At 48.0% G+C, this 23,940-nt stretch carries 16 protein-coding genes; 3 read left to right on the top strand and 13 right to left on the bottom strand.

What is annotated here, in order from left to right; translation table 11 throughout:
• Positions 1-94: 94 nt before the first annotated feature.
• The 13 genes from FW415_RS07540 to FW415_RS07480 form a co-directional block, all read right to left on the bottom strand.
• Positions 95-1,312, bottom strand: a complete 1,218-nt coding sequence (locus FW415_RS07540; protein ID WP_148383658.1) for a FecR family protein — start codon at positions 1,310-1,312, stop codon at positions 95-97.
• 188 nt (positions 1,313-1,500) lie between these two features.
• Positions 1,501-2,247, bottom strand: a complete 747-nt coding sequence (locus FW415_RS07535; protein WP_148383657.1) for a hypothetical protein — start codon at positions 2,245-2,247, stop codon at positions 1,501-1,503.
• Positions 2,248-2,344: 97 nt separating this feature from the next.
• Positions 2,345-3,052 carry a hypothetical protein gene (locus FW415_RS07530; RefSeq protein WP_148383656.1) on the bottom strand — a complete coding sequence of 236 codons (708 nt, stop codon included), beginning with the start codon at positions 3,050-3,052 and terminating at the stop codon, positions 2,345-2,347.
• A gap of 230 nt (positions 3,053-3,282) precedes the next feature.
• Positions 3,283-3,870: an RNA polymerase sigma factor gene (locus FW415_RS07525; RefSeq protein ID WP_148383655.1), complete on the bottom strand. Its 588-nt coding sequence runs from the start codon at positions 3,868-3,870 to the stop codon at positions 3,283-3,285.
• Positions 3,871-3,980: 110 nt separating this feature from the next.
• Positions 3,981-5,303 carry a DNA mismatch repair protein gene (locus tag FW415_RS07520; RefSeq protein ID WP_148383654.1) on the bottom strand — a complete coding sequence of 441 codons (1,323 nt, stop codon included), beginning with the start codon at positions 5,301-5,303 and terminating at the stop codon, positions 3,981-3,983.
• The gene (locus FW415_RS07515; protein WP_148383653.1) at positions 5,284-6,645 is read right to left on the bottom strand and encodes a DNA mismatch repair protein; all 1,362 of its coding nucleotides are present in this window, start codon (positions 6,643-6,645) and stop codon (positions 5,284-5,286) included. Before FW415_RS07515 ends, FW415_RS07520 begins: the two co-directional genes overlap by 20 nt.
• Positions 6,646-6,921: 276 nt before the next feature.
• A complete protein-coding gene (locus FW415_RS07510) occupies positions 6,922-9,090 on the bottom strand; it encodes a redoxin domain-containing protein (protein WP_148383652.1) in 2,169 nt (722 codons plus the stop codon).
• Positions 9,091-9,110: 20 nt separating this feature from the next.
• Positions 9,111-10,514 (bottom strand): RagB/SusD family nutrient uptake outer membrane protein, encoded by a 1,404-nt coding sequence (locus tag FW415_RS07505; protein WP_148383651.1) that lies wholly within the window; start codon positions 10,512-10,514, stop codon positions 9,111-9,113.
• 11 nt (positions 10,515-10,525) lie between these two features.
• Entirely contained in the window at positions 10,526-13,819 is a 3,294-nt protein-coding gene (locus FW415_RS07500; protein WP_168208718.1) for a SusC/RagA family TonB-linked outer membrane protein, read from the bottom strand.
• Between the two features lie 343 nt (positions 13,820-14,162).
• On the bottom strand, positions 14,163-15,353 hold the full coding sequence (locus tag FW415_RS07495) for a FecR family protein (protein WP_168208717.1): 1,191 nt from the start codon (positions 15,351-15,353) through the stop codon (positions 14,163-14,165).
• A 57-nt stretch (positions 15,354-15,410) separates the two neighbouring features.
• A complete protein-coding gene (locus FW415_RS07490) occupies positions 15,411-16,016 on the bottom strand; it encodes an RNA polymerase sigma factor (RefSeq protein ID WP_148383648.1) in 606 nt (201 codons plus the stop codon).
• A gap of 371 nt (positions 16,017-16,387) precedes the next feature.
• A complete protein-coding gene (locus FW415_RS07485; protein WP_148383647.1) occupies positions 16,388-17,227 on the bottom strand; it encodes a nucleotidyl transferase AbiEii/AbiGii toxin family protein in 840 nt (279 codons plus the stop codon).
• The gene (locus FW415_RS07480; RefSeq protein ID WP_148383646.1) at positions 17,211-18,233 is read right to left on the bottom strand and encodes a type IV toxin-antitoxin system AbiEi family antitoxin; all 1,023 of its coding nucleotides are present in this window, start codon (positions 18,231-18,233) and stop codon (positions 17,211-17,213) included. Before FW415_RS07480 ends, FW415_RS07485 begins: the two co-directional genes overlap by 17 nt.
• 565 nt (positions 18,234-18,798) lie before the next feature.
• On the opposite strand from FW415_RS07480, the gene FW415_RS07475 reads away from it, so the two are divergent.
• The 3 genes from FW415_RS07475 (at position 18,799) to FW415_RS07465 (ending at position 23,936) form a co-directional block, all read left to right on the top strand.
• Positions 18,799-19,380, top strand: coding sequence for an RNA polymerase sigma-70 factor (locus FW415_RS07475; protein WP_168208716.1), 582 nt, complete (start codon positions 18,799-18,801; stop codon positions 19,378-19,380).
• Between the two features lie 63 nt (positions 19,381-19,443).
• Entirely contained in the window at positions 19,444-20,424 is a 981-nt protein-coding gene (locus FW415_RS07470; protein ID WP_148383644.1) for a FecR family protein, read from the top strand.
• An 89-nt stretch (positions 20,425-20,513) separates the two neighbouring features.
• Positions 20,514-23,936, top strand: coding sequence for a TonB-dependent receptor (locus FW415_RS07465; protein WP_148383643.1), 3,423 nt, complete (start codon positions 20,514-20,516; stop codon positions 23,934-23,936).
• Positions 23,937-23,940 lie beyond the last annotated feature (4 nt).

The following is a 23,940-nucleotide window of genomic DNA, read 5'->3' as shown; positions in this document are numbered from 1 at the left end:
GACCAGGAGAAGAACAGCAATTAATAACGCTGTTAATCTCATGTCAGCACTGTTTTGATTTTTGGTTGCAGCTTATGTTAGCCTGTTGAAATGCTTATTGAACTCCTGTAATAATTAGTTTTCGTCCATCCAGTTTGAAGCGGACTCCCCAATCCTTCAAACCGTCCATAAAATCCAGTAAAGAGAGGTCCCTGCCTACTTTTCCGAAAAAAGTCTTGACGGGAATTTCTTTTTCATATACTACTTCTACATCGTACCAACGTTCCACCTCGCGCATCAGGTCCGCTAAAGTGAGATCGTCCAGGCTGAAATAACCTTCTCTCCATCCCATGACGTTTTTGATATTGGCATTGCGAACAACCGAGATGGGCTGTGCAACATACACCTGCTTTATTTGCGCCTGCTGACCGGGTTTCAGCACTACGCTGCTTCCGCCTTCCTGTTGTATGATCTGTATCCTGACGCTTCCTGTCAACAATGTTGTACGAAGTACATCCTCGTTATCATAGGCATTTACATTGAAACTCGTACCCAGTACATCTATTGTTGCGCGTTGGTTGACCGTTACATGAAAGGGCATTTCCGCATTTTTCTTTATCTCGAAATACACCTCCCCGGTTACTTCAACGCTCCGCTCCCCTCCGATAAATGCCGTAGGGAAACGGATGGAGCTTGCCGCATTCAACCAGGCCTTCGAGCTATCAGGCAACAACAGCTGATAGATCTTCCCCTTCGGTGTTGATAAGGTATTGTAAAGCACACTATTGGCAGAAACATTACTGTTATAGGAAAGCAGCCCTCCCTGTTTGGTTATCCTGGTATCCCCCTGTTCTGCCACAGCGCCATCCGTCGCATCGTCCAGTATAATTTCTTCTCCATCAGCAAGCTTCAATACAGCGCCCCCTGATGCCGGCTGCCTGTCGCGTGTTGTTCCCGCCACCGGATCTTCAGCCAGCCTGTTATCTTTCACATATATATTCCACCAGACAAATGCCCCCCCTATCAATAATATTGAAGCAGCAATGGCCGTAAACCTCCGCAGGTCAAACCTCCAGATGTTGATCACTTTTTTATCGGCCTGCCTGTCAAAAGGGATCGCTTCTTTTATTTTATTATAGACGATGTCCCTGCTTGTTTCATATTCCGTTAATGTTGACGCCAGAGACCCCTCATCCGTAAATTGCCGGAAAAAACGCTGGTGGTCTTCAGATTGCTGAACCCATTTGTCCAATTCCTGTTTTTCCTGATCGTTCAATTCATCATTAAGATGCCTGGCAATCAGGTCAGAAATAGCTTTCGATATTTCGCTCATAGACCAATAATTGATAAGGTGTAAAGCAGGAAATCAGGTAGAATCAGTTGGCTTTAATTCTTCCTTGCACGTATATAACCCGTGAAGGGCCCTGTTTGTCCCGAATGATTTAAAAAAATACTACGGGGTACAAAGTAACACCATTTCTTTGAGCCGGATAAAACTATTACTAACTTACTATGAACAAATTATACATGCCTTTTAAGCTCATCTATCAAAATTTGATGTTGTTCACTGATCTCATCGGTTAGATTCATTTCATATTCCGTAGAATACGATTGTTTCTGACGTGAATCGCCCTTATTAACCTCGATATACATGTCAGTCCTGTAACTCCAGCCTCCAAATTTCTTATCAATATTATTACTAATACTTATCGGCATATTTTGTCTACCAGTTTCCAGATATACAATTGTCTTCCGAACAATTCCTGACTTGTTCCCTGTCGGGTTTGGCCTGGGAAGTGTATCTACCAATATCTTAACAGTTTTATTTCCAATTATCGTATCGCCCTTATAAAAGAAATTATTCGAATAACCTGCAATCTGAGGGATTTCCGGTAAAAATTGAAACCCTGACTTTTTATCTTTCATTGGGAAACGCGAAACAACTTCCCATGAGTCTTCAATATATTCAAAGGCTGTAACTTCTTTTCTTCTTACATCTGTCAGGATATAATGTTTGCTTTTATCAGCGCCCCCGTCGGAGGCCCTATGCAACGGATCTATCTTTACCTGTTTCATTGAAATTTCCTCTAACCAATAATCGCCATCAAATATCAAATACACACCATTAAAAAATGGAACTGGCACACCGTTTACTGAAATGTTCAGATTAATTTTTCCTTTTGAAACACTGGTTTCCTTACTTTGGCAATTGACAAAAATGCAACAGAGAATTATATAACAAAGAAAAACCGAAAACGTCGATCTCATAAAAGTTCTATAATCAATACGTGTACTGCTCTATCAAAGAGCAGTACACGTTAGCATGAAAGAATAGTGTACCTGGTCGTTGGGATATTATAGGCAATTAAAGGATGAAAGTCTGAGACCTATATTCAGTAGCGCTGTTATATCCCCCGCATGATACGTATCCACCAAGTGTCAGGGTAGCGACTAGTCCACCTAATTGATAAGAAAAGGCTTCGTAATTCTCAGTCCATGTAACTATAATTGATCCCGGACCTGACAGCACGCTGCCGTTATGGCTAATCTGTCTACCTGCATTAGTATTGTGCAATGATTCATAGGAATCAACCTGCCACCAATTGAATACATGAGTAAGTACCCTCCAATCTACTACTACTGAGCCTGGGTCGACCTCAATATTAGCTGGTGGGGGAGCATAGCCGATTACCATCGTCTGTGGAGAACAATAATAAAAATTTTCCATACAGTCATCGCAATCTGAGCAATTGACATCCGCCTTGGGGACCATACTCATTGGCTCTTTTAAACTATCTAAACGAGCTAAATAATTGCGAATGGCCGCCTCGCGCTGTTCTACAGGAAGTGAATTGTAATGATCGGTCTGGCTGACAAATTCTCGTGTTAAATCAAAGTATTTCTCCTGCGCCAGTTTAAAACTTTCATCTGCAGTTTCCGGCGTCAATTTATCGCCCGAATCTGCTTTTTTGCAAGAGGCCACCATTACTACAGTAAAAAAACTTAATGCAAAAAGAAATTCAGACTTAAAGAATTGACGGGCAATGAAGTTTTTTTGAAATGTTTGGGTCATGTGAAAAGGGTTTTATTGAGGGTGAGTTAAAAAACAATCCGAAAGAAATCAAAAGACGTCTAATCATACACCAAATGACCAATACCTTTTCTGAGCTTTTTCTGCACTGGTCTTCGATTTATGTACAACGATACGACACTCGCCCCATATCTGAATGAGGTCATTGACCAATGGATAAATTACTCCTTGATCTATATAACCCGTGAAGGGTCCTGTTTGTCCCGAATGATTTAAAAAAAATAACAAAGGCTCAGGGCAAAGCCTATTTTTGTGTCCCTGCTCAGAAAAATTATCCTGATCGTCTTCAACGCAATGGATTTCGCGTTACGTACCGTTTTTTCACTGATATGCAACATATCGGCGATTTCCTGGTTATTATATCCCTGGTAATAGGATAAGTTCAGAATGTTCCTGTAGTAATCGGGCAGCTTTTCCACTTCCTCCCGGATACGGGTAACCAATTCAGATTCAATTTCAGAAAAGAGGATGGCCCTTTGCTCCGAGACCGTAAAATCGTTGATCTGCTGATCAATTGCTGACCGGGCCTTTTGGTCCCGCAGGTAATTAAAACACTTGTTCCGCGCATTCAAAAAGAGGAAGGACCGAAGATTTGTGTAGGAATCCAGCGTCTCTCTTTTCTCCCACAGCAGGATAAAAAGTTGTGCTGTCATGTCCCTTGCATCTTCGATAGTAGGCAGGAGATACTTGCAAAATGAGAAAATATCAGGGTAGAAATGATTGTAAATGACGGTATAAGCCGATTCATCCCCACTTTTAAAATTCAATATGGCATCATTGTCAAGTTCAATATTTGACATAAAACCCTCGTTGGTATAAGCCTTAAACTTATCAAGATGCAAAGATCACTCCTTTACCCTGGAATGTACATCGTTAAGGCTGCATTATATTTAATTCCCGAAAAATAGCTTTATTCTTCTATCATTTCCAATATCTTTTCATTCTCGATGATCACCATTCCATGACGGTCGTTGGTAATTCCCGCCGTTAATGTGTACGGATATCTTGGTACGCTCCCCTCCATGATTGTCGGGAGGTAAGAAAATTGCAGGTTGTCGCAATCTTCCTTCAGGCTGTCGCCCACTTCGATAATATGGGTCGAAATAACAAAAAAACTGTTACGATAGGTAGAAAATTCTTTTGTAACGGCCAATGTTGCGTCATAGGCGTCTTTTACGTTGGTGCCTTTAAAAAGCTCGTCGAAAATGACCACGAGGTCATTGCCTTTAGCCACTTCCTCCGCTACTTTCTTTACCCGCAGCACTTCCGCATAAAAATGGCTGTAGCCGAGGTTCAGGTTGTCCGGCACATTGATGGATGTATAAAGCCCGTCCCTGACGGAAAACACCATATCTTTTGCGGCTACGGGAAATCCCATGTGACCAAGATAAACAGCTATGCCGAGCGACTTCATAAACGTGGATTTGCCGGCCATATTCGCGCCGGTCAGGAACAGGACGTTCCGGTCTTCCTGCAGACCAAGCGGATTAGCCACCGCTTTTTCCAGGGCCGGATGGCTTAATCCGGTGGATTGGAAAATGTTCTCCTCCTTCGGAAGGGCCTGCGCATAGGAGAAGTTCCTGGCGCGGGCTACATTGCTTACGGCTATATAGACGTCCAGGTGATAAATGAGATCGAGTATATGCTCAATTTCCTCCCGGAACACATGGCGGATGAGGTGATCATACCGTGCCAGCTGGAACAGCGTAAGTTGCTGATTGTTACGCGCTTCCTGCAGCCATTTCATCCGTGGACTACCGAAAGCAGCTTTAACGGTTTCAAATTGGCCGGTCAAAGGATAACCGTCTCCGTCATCCAGCTTTTGCAGAAAATCCCGCAGGGTATTCAGCATATCAATAGTTGCCAGGAGGCCGTTCTGCAGGAGGCCAAACTGTTCATCCTTCACCACTATATGCAGCACCTTCTTCCGCAAAAGCTCCGCGGCAACCATGAGGAAAGAACTGCCGGTTCCCCCGCCCAGGTATGCTTCCGCCTCCTGAAATACCGTTCTGTTAAACGGGAACGACAGTTTTCTTTCATGAAAATACTGAAACACCCGGCTACGGCTGTTAATAGCAGCAGGGTCCGACAGCGGCTGATAGAACATCTTATCCAGCAGCTTTTCCCCGCCTCTCGTCTGCGTACCATTAAAAAGGGTGTATAAGGATTGCTGGCTGAACTTCCCGGTTATATTCAGATCGTCCAGTGTTTGCTTATCCGTTATGAAACTCATATGCTGCAGTTTTTTGTAGTTTTTTCTTCCCGTTTCTCAGGATATCCAGTATTCTTTCATTATTGATGATCACCATACCATGTCTGTCGCTGGTGATGCCTTGTTCCAATGTATAGGTATATTCAGGCTGATTGCCGGCCATCCGGGTAGGCAGGTAAACAAAATTGATATTAGGGCATCTTTCTTTCAGCACATCGCCGGCCTCGATAATATGCGTAGAGATCACAAAAATGCTCCTTCTCTTCTTCGCAAAGGCAGTTGTAATGGCAATTGTGGCCTCATAGGCATCTTTCACATTCGTTCCGCGGAACAGCTCGTCAAAAACAATAAAAAGGTCCTTCTTCGTCCCCAGCTCGTGAGCCATCTTCTTTACCCGCAATACTTCAGCATAGAAGTGGCTGGCGCCCATACCGAGATTGTCCGGCAGGTTGATGGTGGTGAAAACGCCATCCAGTACCGCAAATTCCATCTTCTTCGCCGCCACGGGAAAACCTGCATGCGCCAGGAACATGGCAATGCTCAGTGATTTCATGAAAGTGGACTTCCCCGCCATGTTGGCGCCGGTGAGGAAGATAACATTGCTGTCTGTGGTGATATGGATGGTATTTGGCACCGCCTTTTTTACCTGGGGATGATACACCCCTTCCAGTTTCAACAGCTCTTTTCCGCCTCCGGGCAAGGCTTTCGGAAAAATAAAATTCCGCTCATTCGCCACTTTGGCAACCGACAGGTACACGTCCAGGTAAGAAATCAGTCCCAACAACTTTTCCACCAGGGCCCTGTTCCGGAAACGCAGCACTACATCAAACTCCGCGATTTGTACGTGCGACAGCTTTCCGGTGCTCTGATAAATTGCAGCAAAGGCAGGATTGTCGAGAATCGTGCGCATTTCTTCTTTTTCCGCTATATAAAACTCGTTCTCGCTCAGTTCCTTTATAAATTCCCGTGCATGCTTCATCAGGTCCACCAGGGATTCCACACCTTTATATATCAGCTGCGTATCGGCGTCCATTGCGACCATATTGGTGAGCTTGCGCGCCAGTGAATTTTCCTGCGTTGACAGTTTGGAACGTTCATCGGTATTGGCCAGGTAGGGAGCTGCCAGATCAAAGTCGGCGCTCTTGAAAGGGAATGAAGTGCCCAGCGCGGCAAATGACTGAATAATACTACTGCGTTTGTTGATCGCTTCACTGTCGGAAAGCGGATACCGGAACATTTCTTCCAGAACCGCCGCTCCGCCTCTTGTAGCGCAGCGGTTGAAGATGTTGTAAATGGAATCTCCGCCATGCTTTCCGAAGATATTCAGATCGTCCAGTGTTTGTCTATCTGTAGTAAATAACATTTTTGTTTTTTGAATATACCAGCGAATATCTATAATATTTTCGGAAATGGTTTGCCGGTTATAACATTTTCGGCTTATTCCCGATCCATGCAATACGCAATCCGGCTGATATTCACTTTAAGGTACAGACCCGCACAGCGCCCCGGATCAAGCGATGTGCGCTTTCCTTGCCGCCTTTCCCTGATCAGGTAAAGGCATCTGTTTTCCGTGATGGAATTAAAACAGCCGTGCCCTCCCTTCCGGCAGGTTCACGGCTGTACTCATCGGGGTAACAACTTATTTTATCAGCTCCGGCAGTTTCTCCTGTAAGGCAGAACGGCTTAAATTACTGGCGATGATCCTGCCATCAGGACCAACCAGGATATTCCAGGGGATACCGCGCACATTGTAATACTGTGCGATTTCATTTTCCCGGCCTTTCAAATCAGATAGCTGCGTCCATGGCAGATGATCATCTTCGATGGCCTTCTTCCATTTCTTTGCATCGGTATCGAGAGATATCCCTACTACGGTAAACCCTTTGGATTTGTAAGTATGATATGCTTTGAGCAAATCGGGATGTCCGGCACGGCAAGGCCCGCACCAGCTGGCCCAGAAGTCCAGCAGCACATATTTTCCTTTAAAGTCCGAAAGGAGAATTTTTCTGCCGCTGGTATCGGCTTGCGATAGATCCGCAATTTCTTCCCCTTCCGCGCTTCTCTTCATGACGGGCAGCATCGCAGCAATTCTTCTGCCGGATGGTGTTCCGCGTATTACTGCTGAAAGGGAATGATAAAGTGGATGAACAGCGTTATACCTTGGGCCAGCGATATCCTCTGCCATATCTTTTACCAGTTGCAATGAAAACAGGCTTTGGGGATGACCCTGAACGTAATTCCTGACCCTCTCCGCATATCTGCTTCTTGCCAGCTCAAGCAGCTTTTCTCCTATTTCAGGTCTTTTTTCCAGCGGGGCATCGGTAAGCTGTTGCAGCAATTCCTTCTGTTCAGGGCTGAGTTCCTTTGCAGCAGCATTGAAACGGTCGGCCTCGCTTTGCAGGTCGGAGCCATTCAATGTGAAAACATGCAGGGAATCCGCATGGGCTGTTAATTGCAGGTACCCAATATCCGAGAAGAAACTGATCTGCTTGCGTTTCGGCAGGAAGGTGGCATTCACCCGCTGCGGCTCCTGCATCACGGCCAGCCAGGTAAATTTGCCATCGCGGATGGATACCGTATCGCTTTGGGGTGCATCGTCTTTGTAATAACGGAAAATAGCCATGCCGTCACCGATCCCGTTTATATTCCCATCCAGGCGCATATTACAGCCTTTGTCAAATATCTCCATCAGCGTGCTCATCAGGTCCCGGCCGCGTTTGTTTTTAGCGATGATCCTGCCGTCCGGTCCGATGAGCACATTTTGCGGAATGCCTTTGATGCCGTAAAGTATAGCAGCCTCGTTATTTCTTGCTTTCAGGTCGGACACTTGCTGCCAGGGCATGTTATCATCTTTGATGGCCTGTATCCACGCATCGCGGTGCAGGGAATCGTCCAGCGACACGCCCAGTACGGTAAATCCGCTGTCCTTATAAGCATCGTAAGCCTTCAGCACATTGGGGTTTTCCAGGCGGCAGATACCGCACCAGCTGGCCCAGAAATCAACGAGCACATATTTTCCACGGAAAGAGGACAGCCGGATGGAATTTCCACCCGGATCTGATTGTGTAAAATCCGGAGCCGGCGAACCCACGGCTATTTTGCTGACGCTGGCGATCTGCTTGACGAGGGCTTTTCCTTCGTCTGAATTTTTAAACTTCGGGCTGAGCGCTTCGAACAGCGGCGTGATCGTTTCCGGGTCCAGCGCTATGCGGTAGCTGTACACCATGTCCCAGGAGGCATCAGCATCGGGATGCCGCCTGATGATATCCCCCACTTCCGCATTGAATTTTTTCCTGGTTTGCGCCTGCGCTGCTGCAATCACCTGCATAGAGTCCAGCATGCCGCGGTTGTAATATGCCCTTGTATTCAGTGAGGCAAATATATCTGCGTATGCATCTCCATGTTGATAAAATTCATCCTGCACGGCGGTATTGGGACTGCCTGCTACGGTTGCCGCATCCAGGGAACCGGTGGCGTGGATGGTTACTTTGCCGGGTTGCAGGTAAAAGCGCCGGGCAACATATTTTCCGCCCCGGGGATTCATGTACACCCTGGCCGAAACGGGTCTGCGCAGCTTGCCTTTGAATACAAAATGTCCGTCTTTTTGCAACACCGCGGAATCGGTTGCCATTTCCTTATCATTCAATGCATATTGAAGATATAGTTTGGCAGGGTATTGCGGGGCAGTCACCTGCCCGGTGAGCGTGAACGGCTTTTCGCGGGCGGACTGCGCCTTTGCAACGACCGTTCCGGTCATGAGCAGGGCGGCAGGCAGCCATTGCCTGAAAAATAATTGATAACGCATCATATGTCTGGTTGCTGTTTACACTAGAAATATCCTTCGTTCTGGCTGAGGATTGGATTGGAATTGATAGCAGATTGCGGAACGGGATACAAAGCATCCGTCGATTGCCATTTACTTCCTTTGAGCAGGAACAATACTTCGTCTGCCCTGGATTTGAGCGGATCATTGATTCCGGGCAATCTTTTGAGATCCAGCCAGCGTTGCCCCCATTCGCAGAAAAATTCGATACGGCGTTCATGTTCAATAGCGGCCATCAGCGCAGCTTTGTCGGCAGCATCGGTTTCAGGCAACCCGGCTCTCAACCTTACGCTGTCAATGTCCGCTGCGGCCTGTATGTAATTGGATTGCTGCGTCCGGGCTTCGGCGCGGATCAGGAATTGTTCCGACAGGCGCAGAACCTGGTTATATTCAACAGCGCCTACTCCCGCCATGTACTTGTATTTGGCGGGATAGGGATAGTCGGTGCCACCGTAGCTTTTATAGCCTACCCAGTTGGTTTTCCGCTTGTCTCCGGGTTCAAAATCCGCAAAGAGGCCGTCCTGTATTACAAACTTGGGCGTTATGTTCAGTGCGGAAGGAACAAAGTTGTTGGCCATCCATGAACTGGCAATGCCGTTCACGAACTGGAGGATGCCTTCTTCGTTGTTGGCGAGAAATACCTGGTTGAGGGAATCGTTCATCCTGAACAGTCCCGGATTATTGATGACGGCAGTAGCCATGGTTTCAGCGAGCTGCCATTTCCCCCGGTACAGGTACACCCTGGCGAGCAATGCATCCGCGGCCCAGGTGGTAGCACGTATCCGCCTGCCGCCATATATATCTAACGTAGACGGCAATACGCTTTTCGCATCGGCAAGATCTTTTTCTATCTGGTCATACACTACGTCCACACTATCCCTTGGTTGTCTGGAAGTGGTGTGTACATCGGTGGATGTCACCAACGGCACGGCGCCATATTCATTCACCAGGTAGAAATAGCATAATGCGCGGAGGAATTTAGCTTCCCCGGTGGTACGTTGCCTGTATGCTTCGGACAGGGGAGATTCGGCCATGCCCTCCACAACAGCATTGGCGATGTAGATGTTTTTATAGATCGTGCCCCATAACCCATCTACATAATATATCATTGGTGTTAATGAATTATTGGTGAAGTCATCATAGTAATTCATTGAAAAAGCATACACCTCGTCCGCCGACATGCCATTGAACATGGTGATGGAAGTACTCATGTCACTGGCGGGGCTGGGATTCGCCACGCCGGCATATAAGCCTGCCAGGGCTGCTTCCGCCGTAGTTGAATCGAGGAACACATTGTTAGATGCCAGCTGGTCTCTGGGCGGACCGATCTCGATCAGTTTCTTGCAGCTGCTCATGATGGATCCGGCCAATAACACTATACAGGTATATAAAAAGAATTGTGATTTCATTTCCTTGTTGTTTAAAGTGAGCAATGGATGCCGGCTATGATCTGCCTTAACGGCGGCAACACGGCTCCGCCGGTTTCCGGATCGAATCCCAGGTAACTGGTGATGGTAAACAGGTTTTGCGCCCTGATAAATGCTCCGGCTGATTTCAACCTGATGTGTTCTGTCCAGGAGGATGGAAGCTGGTAAGACAGGTTCAGGTTTTTGAGCCTGATAAAGCTGGCATCTGAATAGTTGCCGTCAGAAAGCAGGTAATAATTTTTATAGGCATAGGTGGCGTCGCTGCCGGAGAGTACGGACGGCCGGAAGCCATCGGCAATGATGCGGTCATCCTGGTTGGACAACCCTCCCGGCTGCATGCCCACTGCCGAGCGAACAGAGGATTTGATCTGCTTCACGAACTGCAGCAGCACATCCAGCTGGAACCTGCCCAGCTTGAGCGAGTTGCTGAATCCTCCATAGAAATCCGGAATGCTGGCGGATATGATCTGGTAATCTCCATTGGCTGTCTGCAACAACCCCGTTGTAAATCTTCCATCCTTATTGAGATCCTCAACGGTGGCTATGCCATCTTTCAGACCGGTATAATGATAACCGCTATGGTTATTGATCGGCTGCCCTTCTATAAATACATAGGCATATGCCGTCTTTTCCACCCCCGGGAAAGAGATGAGCCTGTTACGCGGTATAGTGATGTTGAAAGCGCTGCTCCAGGAAAAGCGCTTGCGGCTGATATTCTTCGTTTTCAAATCCAGTTCCCATCCGGAGCTTTCCAGCAACGCCGGCAAATTACCGGTAAAGGAACTGAAGCCTGACTGGGAAGATAACGGCGCCGTCACCAGCTGGTTGTCTGTACGGCTGGAGAACCAGGAAGCGGACAGGAAGATCTGATCATCCAGGAATCCTGTTTCCAGCGCGATGTCCAGCTTGCGGTTGGCCTCCCAGCCATAATTGGGGTTGGCGCTTCGCATGGGGTAAATTCCCGCGCTGCCATACTGGTAAAAGAAATTGCCGTAGGATGCCAGGTATCCATAATCCGCTATCTGGTCGTTCCCGGTTGTTCCGTAACTGGCCCTGATCTTGCCAAAACTCAACCAGGGAAGCGCTGTTTCCGCCCATTGCTCGCTGCTGAAGATCCAGCCTGCGCCAACGGAGCCGAAATTACCGAACTGCCGGTTGGGCCCAAAACGGGAAGATCCATCCCTGCGGCCGGTGAGGTTGAGCAAATAACGGTCTTTCAGCACGTAGTTGATCCGTCCGAATCCCGAAACATATTTGTATTCCCTGAAGCTGCTGCTTTTAAAGGTAATGGTGGAAGCGGCTGTCCAGGAGCTCATCAGCCTGTCGTTCGAGAAGCCGGTGGCCCTTACAAAATAAGGCTCGGCAAAGTTGGATTGTTGCCAGGTGCCGCCTGCCAGCACGCTCAATTTGCCGTCACCCAGCGTTCTGTTGTAAGTTAACTGCGGCTCTACGATATAGCTTTCGATGTAATTGGATCTGTAAGTCGCGGCGGATTCTCCTGTGCCGCTGCCGGGATCAAGGGACGATTTCGGCAGGCGCGTTTCATTCGTCTGCGCTATTTTGTTGTAACCAAGACTGATTTTTGCATCCAGCCCGGGTAATATGGTGTACCGCAGATTGGCATTCGCCAGCAGGTTGTCTGACTTGAAGCTGGCGGATTGCAGTAAAAAAGATTCCGGGTTGATGAACCCGCCCATCCAGTTCAGGCTGCCGTTTTCATTGTGTACCGGGTAGTTGGGTGGCAGGATGTACACGTAGCGGGTGAGATCGCTGGCCACCTGGTTGTTGGATTCCTTCGTGTACATCGCGGAGACTCCCAGTGCGAATTTACCGTTGCGGGAGGTGTTGTCTATCCGCAGATGGGAGGAATAGCGTTTGTAGCCCCAGTCGCCGGGGAATACGGTGGATTCACGCCGGAAGCTGTTCGAAAAGCGGTAACGCAGGTATTCGCTTCCGCCGGAAAAGGCGCCCGTCACCTCGGTCTGGTTAGAGGTACCGCCGATATAGTCTTTCAGGAAGTCCCTGGATTTGGTAGTATCCCAAACGGTGAGGTCCGGCGCATTGGAAAAATCAGGTGTCGTATTGTCGTTCGCGAAGCCGGCCCGGCGCATGGCCAGATACTCGGAAAGATCCAGCATCGGCAGGTAGCGCGTTACTTTTCCGCCGCCGGTATAAATGTTAAAATCGAATTGTGGTTTTGAGGCGCTGCCTTTCTTGGTGGTGATCAGGATAACACCGTTAGCACCCCTTGACCCGTAGATGGCCGTGGCATCCGCATCTTTCAATATGGACACGCTGGCGATATCCGCGGGATTGATGGAGTTCATCGGATCAATATCTCCGGAAGCTCCCGCGCTGGCAAAGGGCGTTTCCACAAAGGGCACACCGTCGATCACAAACAACGGCATATTCTTTTCCTGGCCGGGCATGGGAATGGATTGTTGCTGGCGGATGGAAATATGCATCCGGCTGCCGGGGTTGCCATTGGAACGGGTGATGAAAAGGCCCGGTACATTTCCCTGCAATGCTTCCAGTACATTACTGACGGGTTGCTGTTCGATGTCTTCCGCTTTCACGCTGGCAACGCTACCGGTGTTAAAACGTTGCGTGGTGGTGCCGTATGCCACTACAACACTTTCATCGAGTTTGTTCGTACTCCTGGACAGATATAAAATGACACTGCCCGATTCCAGCTTCAGGATCTTTGCACCATTTACCATTGCAGGCTCGCCAACTTCGAGGGATGCGAATTTCTTTGCCGGGATCTCTGCAGCAGTATAACCGATGGATGATATGACCAACATTGCATCTTCAGACAGTTCCGAAAGCCGGAAACGCCCGGATGCATCGGAGGTAGTTCCTTTCCCGGTGTTCTTCACGCGGATAGTGCTCCCGATGATGGGCTCATTGTCAGTGACATCAAGCAGTTGACCTGAAAGTGAAAGGGTTGCGGGTATGTCAGCAATGACAGCAGTGATGTCGAAAGTTGAAGCTGCTTTGCGCGACATCACGATGGTTTTATCCTGTATGACATATTTCAGGGATTGATCTTCCGATAATTTGTCCAGGAAATCTTTAATCGGCATATTGCTAACGGACAAGGAAAAGGTCTTGTCCGTAGAGAATAGTCGTTTGTTGGCCAGTACAACATAATCCGTCTGATTTTCGATCTCGGTGAAAACTCTTTTCAGGGTGAGTTTCTTGCCGGAGATGGTAAGATGCTGCGCTACCCCGGTTGCATGGACGGATATAAAAGCCGCCGTAAGGAATAAAACTGTTAATCTCATGACCCTCCGGATTTGGTTGAGAAACCGCCCTCCCCCATAACAGACAGGCGGTCTGCAGCTCCGCTTTGCACGGAACAAATAGATTTTTTGCATAAATTGCAACGATTTGGTTGTTAAAATTTGGTTTGCGACCTTTTTGAATCAACTGGATTTATAGCCGTCACGGTAGCAGCCGTGGCGGTTTTTTATCTTGTTATGAAAAATGGTTGGTTGTATGTAACATATATTTCATTAAAGGGAGATTGTGGCGATGGCATTCAGGAATAAAATGCACGCTACAATTTTTATCGTTGCATTTCCGCTTTTGGCCTTTATTGGTGGCCGGCTGTATCTTACGCTTGTTCTATGATAATACTGTCAACGTTCTGCCTTCCAGTTTGCAATGCACACCCAGTTCTTTCAATACGATCAGCAACCCCTGAAGGCTTACTCCCCTGGTCATTTTCCCTGCCAGCTCGATATCCGGAACTCCGTTTTCGTAAATAACATGGATGTCGTACCAACGTTCCAGTTGTCTCATGACCTCATCCAGCTTCGCTCCGTTGAAGTTGAACAGACCATCTTTCCAGGCAACGGTTTTCTCTATGTTGGCGTCGGCTATTACTTTTATTTCCCCGGCGTTTGTATTTTCCTGTTGAGGAAGCGTGTTGGCAATCTGCGCCTGTTGGCCCGGCTTTATTACCACGCCCTGATGACCGCGTTGAAGAACACGAACAGATCCTTGCAACAGCGTGGTATTGATCGTCAATTCATTATCATAAGCGTTTACATTGAAATTTGTTCCCAACACTTCCACCTCCGCCTTGTTGCGCACATTTATCCGGAAAGGCCGGTCCGCGTCCCGGGCAACCTCAAAGTAAGCTTCCCCTGTTATATCCACACCCCGCACCGCTCCGGAAAAAGCAGTAGGGTAACGGATAGAACTGGCCGAGTTTAGCCACACCCTGGTACCATCGGGCAATTGCAGTTGAAATTGCCGTCCATTGGGAGTACTCATCGTATTATATATATTCTCTTTCCCGTTATTTTCATAAACAAGCTTGTTCCCTGATACCCTTGCCACGGTACCATCCTGTAAAGAAATGGTATCGGTATGGAGGCTATCCAACACTATCCGGGAACCATCGGACAAGGTAAGGATCGCACCGTTGGTACCGGGCGCAATATCTGTTGAATGGATGGCCATCGGCATTGGTACCGCCGCCGGCTGGTAAGTTGTCCAGACATATGCCGCACCTGCCAGCAATAAGGCAACGGCCGCTGCCCAGCTCCATTTGCGGATAGCCATTCGCCTGACTGGTGTTTCAGCGGCTGTTTCCTGTCCGCTTATCTCCCGGTGAATGGCTGCAAGCAATGCAGGATTTGCAGGCTCTTGCGAAAAGTCCAAACGGGCAATTATCTCCCCGTATTCATTCATCAGGGCCTCCACTTCTTCTGCCGGGCGCGTTTTCAGCCATTCCTGGAAAGCAGCGTGCTCCGCGGCAGTCACCTCATTCCGGGCGTATTTAGCTAGTATAGTTGACTTGTTGATCATATCCCTCATATATAAGACGAATGTGGAAAGACGGAGGAGACGGGTAAGTAAAAAAAATTAATACTCCAACAAAACCAGGATAGCCAGGCAAATTGCCCCCGGAAGGTCACCATGCTTTGATATATATTCCTTCAGGAAAGCCCTGGCTTTTTGTAATTGCTTTTTCACCACATCACGGGAAATTTGCATTTGTGTGGCGATCTCGTCGATAGAAAAGCCATCAAGCTCGTTCATGGAAAAGATGATACGTCGCCGCAAGGGCATTTTATCCATGCCTTCCCGTGCTATAGCGAGATATTCCTTTAATTGCAGTTCTTCTTTCGCATTATTGGTTGATGTTGACTGCAGTATTGCGTAGTTTTTTTTATGGCGATCCCGGATATTGCGTAGCTTCAGGATATCCAGCAAGCGATTTTTGGCCATCCTTTGCAGATAATACTCCAGGGTTGCAATGCCGGATAGCTCTTGTCTTTTAAGCCACAGCTTTACAAAAACATCCTGGATAACGATGTCAATCATGTCTGTATCGCCAATTGCAAAGGGATGAAGGAATAATCTTACCCTTGGCTCAAAACGGTAGTAGAGTGAATCAAAAGCGGACTTGTCGCCAGCTTCCAGGCGTAAAAGCAGCTCTTTCTCGTTGTATGAAGTGTTAGTTGACAATGAAGTTTACTGGACCAAAATTCAATAAAAAAGCCCCAGATTCTTTGGATTTTTGCAGAATTTTCTGGGACGGATATGGGCGAAGTTAAACTAAAACCCCGGATTTTGGGCGGGGAAGGGAAATGGGGCGATGTTATGGACAGGTGGGGCCGCTGCTTTAGCAGTAAAAATGAGGATTTTACTTGCCGGTACAGAAAGTACAAATTATTGAATATGAACTAATTGCCAGACATTAGATACAAACAGGAACATTCAGCCTGCAAACCCGGCTCAACCGACCGGAAGCCTTGACACGCAGGTTCACAAATCAGACCTGGCAAACGCTACCTGAATGGCGGGAGTTACGCGAATTTCCCGTTGTTCTGTAAAAATCATGATATTCCTCTTTGCATTGCTTGTAACCATTTTTGGACCTCCTCAACGGTCTGACCGGTTTCTTCCAGCATATTACGGATAAACGCACTTTTTTCTGCTAAAGTTGCCTGCTCCGTAATAATTGATGTCAGCCGTTTTAACAAATCTTCATTCCCCCCTGTTATCCGTTTCAATTCTCTACCGATCACGATTGCGGAGATTTCAGGCAGACTTATAGTATCGAGCACATCTTCATCGCCGGTAAAAATATCGGAATGGTTATCATAGATAAGATCGGCCTGCAGTTCGAAAAAGCAGCTAATAATATTGGCTATATCCCTGGCGTCCTTAGCTCGTTTCTCCGGCCGGTCGTCATATGCAATTAACTTCAAAAGTACGATTGCAGACAAGGTAGCGACCTTAAATAGATGCCCGGTTCCCAGATCAGTTTCCTCTGTGCCCGACAAATATACTTCATGGAAGCCATCTAAACTGATGCTGGCCATACCGAACCCGGTGATTTTGACGCCACCTTGCTCCTCGATCTCACCAAAAGGAAGAATATCCACCTGAATGCCTGCAGGGGAAATCAGCACAAAAGCATTTTCTTTTGTGGCCGTAAAACCACTTCTGTGAATCAGATATTGCCTGACCGCGTCATACTCCGCTTTGCTTCCGACGAGCACCGCAAAGTCTACATCCTTGGTAGTCCTGAACTGTTGATCTCCTTTGGCATACCATACTTCCCGGGCTACGGCTCCAATTAAATAAAAATCTATTCCCAATGCCGCAAAGGCATCCTCCATTGCACTGAATTCTTTTTTTAGATATCCGTGCTTGCTAGCTCTCAAATTCATCCTTCAAATACTTTTCATAAATAATCCTGGCTGCCTCAATACAACGAGGATCACCGGTTAGCATTAGATCGGCGTAAACCAGGAGGGGTGGAGTGAGTCGTTTTTCATCCCACTCTATATTTTCCCAGAATTTCTTGTACATCTTTATCCTACCGTGTGCTTTAGGTATAAGTTTCCATGTTGTAGCAATCGGCACCTTGTAGTTAGTGTACAAGGTCAGGTATTGCGGAGTCAGATAGTTGGTCAGCAATTCTGCAGCAGCCTCGCCTCCCCAAGCAATGGTGTTGTTTTCTGCAGGAAGCATCTGCCAGTTGCTATTCAGATCTTTGTTGAAGAAATCGTAATCTCCCAAATGCAGAGCCGGCTTTAGCGTTTCCTGATAACCGGCCAACCATCTATCCAATAGCCCATTTTTGTTCTTAAGCACTTTCTGCCCGTTACCTATCTGCAAGATAAATCCTGCATCAGCAAGCCCTTCGATAATGTATTTGATGTTGCCGAGAGCGACCCCGGTTGCAGCTGCAAGTTCACGATATGGCAGGTTCAGTTTTTTTTCGTCAGCCAGAATATAAAATACTGTTTTTAAACCTGTCTTTGTAAAAGCCCGATTGGTGACCGGCTTTTCCTCATCGGCAAGCTTCTGACCGTCTATCCAAAGAAGGATACCCTCCTTTTCCAGGCTCATATTGCCCACAGTATCCAAATAGGCAATTCCTTTTTCCCTCATTATCCTGCGCTGAGCCGGATATATTCTGTCTGCGATAACTATAAATTTGTTGTACTTCTTGTTGGCTTCCTCGAAAGCGGGCATATGATAAGGCTTTACCTCTCTTTTCGCTTCTGCCATGAGTTTAATGATCCGACCTTCGCTGAAGTGCAGTTCGATTACTCCGTCGATGCCTGGCGCGCCCTTATCAGCGATTGGCTGGTAATGTCCGGTGCAACCAGTCAGTTCCTTAAGTTTCGCCACGGCGCGATGGATAATATCTGTCGTTAATTCGTTCATTTTAATTGATTGTTCACTGACAGTGAACAATCAAAAATACTGAACATGTTTTAAATCACAAAAAGATGTTCAATAAATAGCCTTGTTCACTGACAGAGAACAGTCATAAATAATGAACAGGTACAGAAAATATCGATTAATAAAACTTAAATATTTAATCTGATAATCATATATCTATACTTGTAGATAAAATTCATATGCCTAACTGCAGACCCTGGCATATAACGCCTTCTCCTGGTTACCGGAAACGGGGGCAAATGGAACAAGCCGAACCAAATAACCATGAAATAACAGCGATAATTTTATGGAGAAAGCCGTTATTTCCCGGTACAGAAAGTACAAATCATTGAATATGAATTAATTGTCAAACATTAGATACAAACAGGAACATGCCTTAACAGAATTGATGCGTTCAACAGGTCCGAAGCGCTGTGCGGCTGGGTACACTCCAGCCTACGGGAAGTCTACCAACACATACACGCCACGGAGAACGATTTCTCATTCACATCCTCCTTAACAGTTTGGTAATATGCTGCAGCTATATTTGTGCCGAATCTGCCTTCACATGCATGTCGCCCATCAAACTCCCGTGCCAGCCTCCGTTATTACCGCATTCCGGCATGGATCGGAGGAGGCCTTCCGGAAAATATTCATAGTTTACGATGCCCGCCTTACCGCGTATGCGGCGAAAATATGCCTTACCCTGCAGGATGCGGAGGAAGTGGTGCAAGATGTATTTATCAGCCTCTGGGAACACCGGGCCGATATGGAAGGCGACGATATCTCTGGCTGGCTTATTACCGTAACCCGCAACAAGGCCCTCAAATCTCTGCGCAGACATATCCTGCATACAGACATCAACAGCCTGCCTGAAGTGCCCGCTGATTTGTCTGACCCGCTGCAACAGCTCTATTTCGATGAGATCGAACAATACATCTATACCGTTATTCAATCCCTGCCACCCATGCGGAAGAAGATATTTCTCATGAGCCGGGATGAAGATAAAAGCTACCAGCAGATTGCCGATGAGCTCGGTATTTCCGTGCTGACCGTGAAGAAGCAGGTGAACCTTGCTCTTACACATTTACGCACACAGGTCACTCCCTATGCCTTCAACCTGGCCTTGTTGCTCTTTCCCGTATATTAACTTAATGTTACCGGTTACTACCTCGCAGGCGTTATTGGGTACTTCCTGTAAAAGCCTCCCGATATGCCTGTTTCTCCCGAGCTGTTGAAGCAATTGCTGCGTAAACAGAAAGACAATACCATTACCGACCGTGAAATGGTATTGCTGCGCTTGTATTTGTCTACCCCCGAAGCGGAAGAACAGCTAGCCGGCATTGATTTCTCCGACATGCCGGAAGCTGCCGGTCAGCCTGGAACATCACAGGAGATCCGTTTTCAGCAGATCATGCAAAGAATACCGCGCAAGCCTGTACGAAAGATCGCATGGCATCATCTTGCAGCCGGAGCCGCGGTGGCGATGGTGATCGCAGGCATTGGCATGTTATGGCGACAGGATGGGAACACGTCCTCCTCCGTTGGTATGCTGACCCTGAAAACAGGTAACGGAGAACTGAAAGAAGTGATGCTGCCTGACAGTTCCCGTATCTTCCTTAATGCCCGCTCCGCGATCCGTTACCCGGCCAGCTTTAGCGGGAAAACACGTTCCGTGCAATTACTACAGGGGCAGGCTTATTTCGATGTTGCAAAACAAGAAGCCCCTTTCATTGTGGAGAGCCGCAACGGCATGCAGACGATCGTATTAGGCACTTCATTCACCGTTATGACGGATAGTGTTACCCGGCATTTGCAGGTAGCCGTCAAAACCGGTAAAGTGCGGATTGACCGGCAGCAGAAGGCCATTGCAACCCTGCTGCCCGGTGACAGGGTGTTCTACGATATTGCGAAGGCCCGGGCGCGAACCATGCATACTGATCCCGGAAAGATCGGTGAATGGACGAGCGGGGAAGTTCGTCTTTCCCAAGCCAGTTTTGCAGAAATGGCCGGCCTGATGCAACAACTCTATGGTATCACCGTCATAGCGGGGGACTCATCTGTACAACAAAATCAATATAGCCTGCCCGTCAAATATGGAACAGCCGCGCGACCATTGCTGGAAGTTATCTGCATAGTGAACGGGAACCGTGCGGAATGGCGGAAAGACAGTATGGCGGTGATCATTCACTAATAAAGAAAAACGCCTGTTGGAAGCAGGCGTCTTCAAACCCCGGTATTGGAAGTACCGGTATTTATAACAAAATAAACTAGAACGAAGGTATGAAATTTTTCAGTCGGACAAAACCGCGGTACCGCCTATGGCAACGGCTCCTGCTACTGGTATGCCTCTTTACGGGCAGTCATTTGTATGCACAACAATCCGCTTTATCCAAAAAGATCAGCATTCGCTTTACAGGCGAAAGCATGACGGCAGCACTGGAGAAAGTAGGGAAACAGGTTGAGCTTAAACTCGCTTTTAATGCTGCCAACACCAATGGTTACAAAGCTCCTGTTACCGAATACACCAACAAAACACTGGAGCAGGTACTGCAAGGCCTGTTGCAAAACACTTCCCTTTCATTCCGGGAAGCAAACGGTTACATTATCATCAGCAAGGAAAACAGCGCACCGGCTGCTCCCGTTCGTGCAAAGGGCAGGGTTACCGGTAAAGTGATCGACGAGGAACAACGGCAACCCGTGTCCGGTGCTAATATCCGCATCGGAAACAGCGGCGGCGTAACGGATACCAACGGGCACTTCAGCATTACGCTCCCTGCTGGTAATTACACCGCCATCATCAGTTATGTGGGATATGCCTATATGGAAATTCCAGATGTAACGGTAAAGGACGATTCTACTTCCACGCTGGATTTTGTTTTACAAAAAGACAAGCGTCAGTTGGGGGAAGTGACCGTGCGGGCAGACCGCGTGATTACGACCAACGACCGGCAGCTGATCGAAGAGATCAGATCAGCAAGAGGCATCGCTTCAGGTATTTCTTCCGAACAGATCACTATCAGCGTAGACCGTTCTGCTTCCGAAGTAGCGCGCCGTGTATCCGGTGTAACGCTGCAGGATGGCTTTATCAGCATCCGTGGCATGACGCCCCGGTATAATCCCGTCTATCTCAACAATGCTTTTCTTCCCTCTACCGATCCTAACAAAAGGGCATTCAATTTCGATCTGCTGCCTTCTTCCGTGATCGACCGCATGATCGTGTACAAATCGCCCGCACCGGAACTTCCCGCTGATTTCGCAGGCGGCGTGGTAAAGGTGTACACAAAAAAATCCGTTCCCATCCGCAGGCTGGAGATCAGTCTGAATGCACAATACCGCACAGGCAACAAATTCTTCGATGATCATGTGCAGGCCGGTAGTGGAAAATATGACTGGCTGGGGTTTGATGATGGTACACGGGCGATGCCGGTGAACATGCCGCGTAATCCTTATGGCATGATCATCCTGGAAGACGTACCGTCTGTACCCAGCGCCTACCTGACCCCGAACGCCGCCATTACGGATGCTTTGCTGGCACGCAGCGTCAAATCCTGGAACCTTAGCAAAAAATATCATCCGGCAGACCTGCAGGGCGATGCAACCTACTATACTTACGCCAATATCGGCAAGCTGAAACTGAACAGTGTAACGGTAGGACGTTATGAAAATCAACGCAGCTTCTATCATTCCAACACGGCACGTAGCGCCAATATGTATAGAGATACGGTATTCCCTGCCCCGGGCGTGGCGCTTACGCCCTTAACACTTCCGGGTTTCCGTGTGGGATATGATTCCGTTTATTCCTCCAGCGTACGGCTGGCAGCCATGCAGCACTTCTCGCTGATCATCAATGACAGGAACGAGATCACCGCTATGGGCCTGATGAACCGCAGTACGAAGCAGGTGCTGCAGATCAATACCGTCAACGAATGGTTTACGAGCGAGGCTGCTTCGCTCTTTATCCGCCGCATGGAGAATGCCTACAACAGGCAGGACCTTTACATGGGAATGCTAGGTGGCTCACACAAGACAGGCAATGAAAAACACCTGCTGGAATGGACGGCCAGCTATTCCCGGGGCATTATGAAAGATCCCAACCAGTTCTCCAATACTTATCATCCGGACGATGCTTCCATCACTGGTGATGTGGCTGGCCTGGGAAAGTTCGTTCCTACAGATAAAACAACATGGCGGTTAAACGCGGCTACGCGCAAAAACACCGTGGTCGGGCGATTTACGGATGGTGAGGGAGACGAACAGCGCTGGCAGGGAAATATAGATTATACGCTCACCCCGCTGCAACAAAAAAAAGATTTCCTGCTACGTGCAGGTGCTTTCGTGGAAAGCCGCCGCAAGCGATATTTCTACAGCGCACTGGCTTACAAGAACTTCCCGGAACTGGGTTTCAGTGCGAGCCCCTGGGATAACCTCGGCGACAGCCTGTTGTATGCGCTGCAAACAAAAAATCTGCGCATGTACACCAATGTACAGGAAGTAGGATTAGGGGGTGCGCAAACGAACGGGTACACCGCCACGTTCGATAACCTCGCCGGCTACCTGGCTTCCAATCTTCCCGTACACTTCCGCTGGCCGATGGGCAAACGCCCGATGATGAAGCTGGATATCTACGGCGGCCTGCGCGTGGAATATTCCAAACGCGTTGTGTTGGACACGAAAGGGCGGCAATTGCTGGAGGAATATTTGCCCAACTCAGCCGGCCAGCAGGTGCTTGTTGGCACAGCGCCTCCCACGCATCAGTATTTCTGGTTGCCTTCCATTAACGCCACGCTGCACCTGAATGATCACTGGCAGCTGCGGGCAAGCTATGGCAAAACACTGAACAGGCCGGAACTGCGCGAACTTTCTCCTTTCGTTACCTATAACCCTTCAGATGGATTTACCTATATAGGGAAGCCTACGCTGCATGATGCGCGCATCGACAACTACGACCTGCGCCTGGAATGGTATCCTGCCCCGGGAGAAGCCATGTCCGCCGGCTTTTACCACAAGTATATCCAGCAGCCGATCGAGGAAACGATGGCCAACACCAACACCGGCGTTCCCGGGTTCACACACAGCAACATGCCGTTTGCCCGTATCTATGGAATGGAGCTGGAAATACGTAAACAACTGGGCTTCCTGGGCGGTGATGTATTCGAGCATATGGGCCTTATCGTCAATGCCTGCTATAATTTCACAGAAGCAAGCAACCAGGCGTTGATGGTGGATGCGCCGGAACACCTCAATTATTATCCCGGCGGTGAAAAAAGGGCTTTCACAGGCGCCGCCCCCTGGATACTGAACGCCGGTCTTTTTTATGATCATAAAGCCAGCGGCAGCAGAATATCCCTGCAATACAATGTACTCGCAGAGCGGATCATCACCAATACCTCCGGTGGAAGAGATGTAGAGCTGGAGCCCCCGATGATTGAGCGCAGCAGGCATCTGCTCGATCTGTCCATATTGCAGAAGATCAATAAAAGGATCAGCGTAAGACTAGCCGCGCAAAACCTGCTGAATGCGGCGATCCGTCATTATGTAGACAACGACTTCAACAAAAAGTTCAACACCGATCCTACTTACTTTGAATGGACCATACATGGTCCCATTCGTACGGAATACAAAAAATACATCCGGGGAGATTATTACATACGCGATTACAAACCCGGTGTTTATTATACCCTGGGCTTCCAGTTCAACCTGTAAAAGA

It is taken from the genome of Chitinophaga sp. XS-30 (assembly GCF_008086345.1).
Lineage (GTDB): Bacteria > Bacteroidota > Bacteroidia > Chitinophagales > Chitinophagaceae > Chitinophaga.
This window is presented reverse-complemented; position numbering and strand designations above follow the sequence as displayed.

Coding starts and splice junctions, on each gene's coding strand:
- FW415_RS07465 (WP_148383643.1), top strand. CDS start 20,514: ATGAAATTTTTCAGTCGGACAAAACCGCGGTACCGCCTATGGCAACGG.
- FW415_RS07530 (WP_148383656.1), bottom strand. CDS start 3,052: ATGACCCAAACATTTCAAAAAAACTTCATTGCCCGTCAATTCTTTAAG.
- FW415_RS07535 (WP_148383657.1), bottom strand. CDS start 2,247: ATGAGATCGACGTTTTCGGTTTTTCTTTGTTATATAATTCTCTGTTGC.
- FW415_RS07480 (WP_148383646.1), bottom strand. CDS start 18,233: ATGAACGAATTAACGACAGATATTATCCATCGCGCCGTGGCGAAACTT.
- FW415_RS07505 (WP_148383651.1), bottom strand. CDS start 10,514: ATGAAATCACAATTCTTTTTATATACCTGTATAGTGTTATTGGCCGGA.
- FW415_RS07470 (WP_148383644.1), top strand. CDS start 19,444: ATGCCTGTTTCTCCCGAGCTGTTGAAGCAATTGCTGCGTAAACAGAAA.
- FW415_RS07510 (WP_148383652.1), bottom strand. CDS start 9,090: ATGATGCGTTATCAATTATTTTTCAGGCAATGGCTGCCTGCCGCCCTG.
- FW415_RS07475 (WP_168208716.1), top strand. CDS start 18,799: ATGCATGTCGCCCATCAAACTCCCGTGCCAGCCTCCGTTATTACCGCA.
- FW415_RS07520 (WP_148383654.1), bottom strand. CDS start 5,303: ATGAGTTTCATAACGGATAAGCAAACACTGGACGATCTGAATATAACC.
- FW415_RS07540 (WP_148383658.1), bottom strand. CDS start 1,312: ATGAGCGAAATATCGAAAGCTATTTCTGACCTGATTGCCAGGCATCTT.
- FW415_RS07515 (WP_148383653.1), bottom strand. CDS start 6,645: ATGTTATTTACTACAGATAGACAAACACTGGACGATCTGAATATCTTC.
- FW415_RS07525 (WP_148383655.1), bottom strand. CDS start 3,870: ATGTCAAATATTGAACTTGACAATGATGCCATATTGAATTTTAAAAGT.
- FW415_RS07495 (WP_168208717.1), bottom strand. CDS start 15,353: ATGATCAACAAGTCAACTATACTAGCTAAATACGCCCGGAATGAGGTG.
- FW415_RS07500 (WP_168208718.1), bottom strand. CDS start 13,819: ATGAGATTAACAGTTTTATTCCTTACGGCGGCTTTTATATCCGTCCAT.
- FW415_RS07485 (WP_148383647.1), bottom strand. CDS start 17,227: ATGAATTTGAGAGCTAGCAAGCACGGATATCTAAAAAAAGAATTCAGT.